The following is a 1,763-nucleotide window of genomic DNA, read 5'->3' on the forward strand; positions in this document are numbered from 1 at the left end:
GCGCACACTCCTAGTGTGGGAAGCCCACCCTGGAGAATGGCCCGCGAGCTGATGCCGAAGTCGCGTTCGATTGCGGGACGACCGGGCCCCGGAGAGATCACGATGTTGTCGAACTCGGCCAGGTCGATCGCACACCAGTCCACGTCGTTGCGCACCACCGTCGGCGGGCACCCGTTGACGTCGCTGAGAAAGCTGTAGAGGTTGTATGTGAAGGAATCGTAATTGTCGATCAACAACGTCTTGGTAAACATCGTTCGCCCGGCTCTCGGCGCGTGAGGGATGCGACACTGCGTTGTCTCTCGCCGGTGCAACGACTTGATGAGGTCCCTCGAACTTGTTGCAGGAGAATTCGTCTGAGCGTGCACCCTGTGGCGCCCTCCTCCAGCACGGGGAGCTCGTGTGATTCACCGACTGGAGGCGATACGGCCGACGTTGTGGAATGAGGCGCCATGCCGTGAAGTCCGCCCGTCCCGGCGGTGCGGATGATTGCCACCAAGACCTCTCGACGCGTCGGCCCAGTCGGGAGGCTCCGCTACCTGCGGAAAACCGACTATCCGCGCATTAGTGCCGGCGATGCCCGCTCGTGCATTCCTGCTGACGAGCCCGTTGAGGAGCAACAGGATATTTGTACCGTCGATAGGCTGGGTCTGGTGGACATGATCAATCCTTAGAAGGGCTAATTAGCCTGTCTATCAACGCAATCCGCCCAGACCCCGACACGCCGCGCGATGCGCGCACTCCACCTTAAGTCACGAAAGTCCGTGGAAGCAAGATCGCCCAGTCGGCAGTGGTGCACAGAGCAAGTGGTCGGTTTTATGCACCCGGTACATCACATCTCAAAACACCCTCCGTCGCGGAGTGGCCATCGACAGCAGCCGCTTCTGCGCTGCCCGCATACCCCTTCCGGGCTGCGCGGGAGTGGTGTCCCAACCGACGAAGTGGAATCGAGGTGGAACCGGGTCGACGAGCGCTCTCGCCAGCGTGGGGGCGAGGCGGTACCGCGCCGCGTGCCTGATTCCGCCGCGATGTGGTCGATGGTCACGACGGTGGCGACACCGGCGGCCAGGAAGCGCCGGAGTCGGTGCGTTCGGCGATCATGCCGAAATCCGCGCCACCACCATCGTCGGGCAGTGCAGATGAAGTCGGACGTCCCAGCCGGTATTTCGGGCGTCCCAATTTCGTAAAGAGTGAGCTTAGTGTGCAGACCGCACAACGTTTCTCGGTTCCTACTGACAAAGCGCTGGCCGCGGGTGCACCCGCCACTGTCGAGAGGGTGACGTCTCGTTCTATTCGGTGTCGGTGGGGTGTTCCCGTGCGGCGTCGAGGACCTTCTCTCGCATCCATACATCGATGCGTTGGCCGGCCTTGGCGGCCGCGACTGCGCACGACGTGTGTTCGGTGTCGGTCAACCTGATGCTGGTGAGATTCGTCGGTCCTACCGTCTCCGGTGCCCGCTGGGACGCGGCGGTGCGCCGAAGGATGTGCTGGCGCAGTTGGTCGACGTCCATCGATCCGTTCTCGACGAGTAGCCGAGCGCCGGTTGCTTCGCTGTCGTGGAGGAGGGCTAGCAGCAATACCGTTCAGTTAGTGATGTTTGCGATACGATGAGGTGTGCCTCGGAGTGGATGGGTGAAGCCGGTCTCGGATCGGCGGTTGTCGGATGTGGTGTCGGTGGGGTTGCTGACCAGGGTGTTTCCCGCGTCCTTGGTCGATGAGGTGATCGCGGAATGCGGTCGCACGGAGCAGCGAAGTCGCACTTTGAC

At 62.3% G+C, this 1,763-nt stretch carries 3 protein-coding genes; 1 reads left to right on the forward strand and 2 read right to left on the reverse strand.

What is annotated here, in order from left to right:
• Both AC1DWT_RS51225 and AC1DWT_RS51230 read right to left on the reverse strand, forming a co-directional pair.
• Nucleotides 1–251, reverse strand: a 251-nt coding sequence (locus tag AC1DWT_RS51225) for a glutamine amidotransferase-related protein (protein WP_477926267.1), incomplete at its 3' end; no start/stop codon positions are given.
• 1,035 nt (nucleotides 252–1,286) lie between these two features.
• Nucleotides 1,287–1,574 carry a hypothetical protein gene (locus tag AC1DWT_RS51230; RefSeq protein ID WP_143548942.1) on the reverse strand — a complete coding sequence of 96 codons (288 nt, stop codon included), beginning with the start codon at nucleotides 1,572–1,574 and terminating at the stop codon, nucleotides 1,287–1,289.
• A gap of 37 nt (nucleotides 1,575–1,611) precedes the next feature.
• On the opposite strand from AC1DWT_RS51230, the gene AC1DWT_RS51235 reads away from it, so the two are divergent.
• Nucleotides 1,612–1,763: transposase domain-containing protein (locus AC1DWT_RS51235; RefSeq protein ID WP_477926268.1), on the forward strand; the 152-nt coding region annotated here is incomplete at its 3' end.

The sequence above is a fragment of the Rhodococcus sp. P4_B6 genome (genome assembly GCF_056402215.1).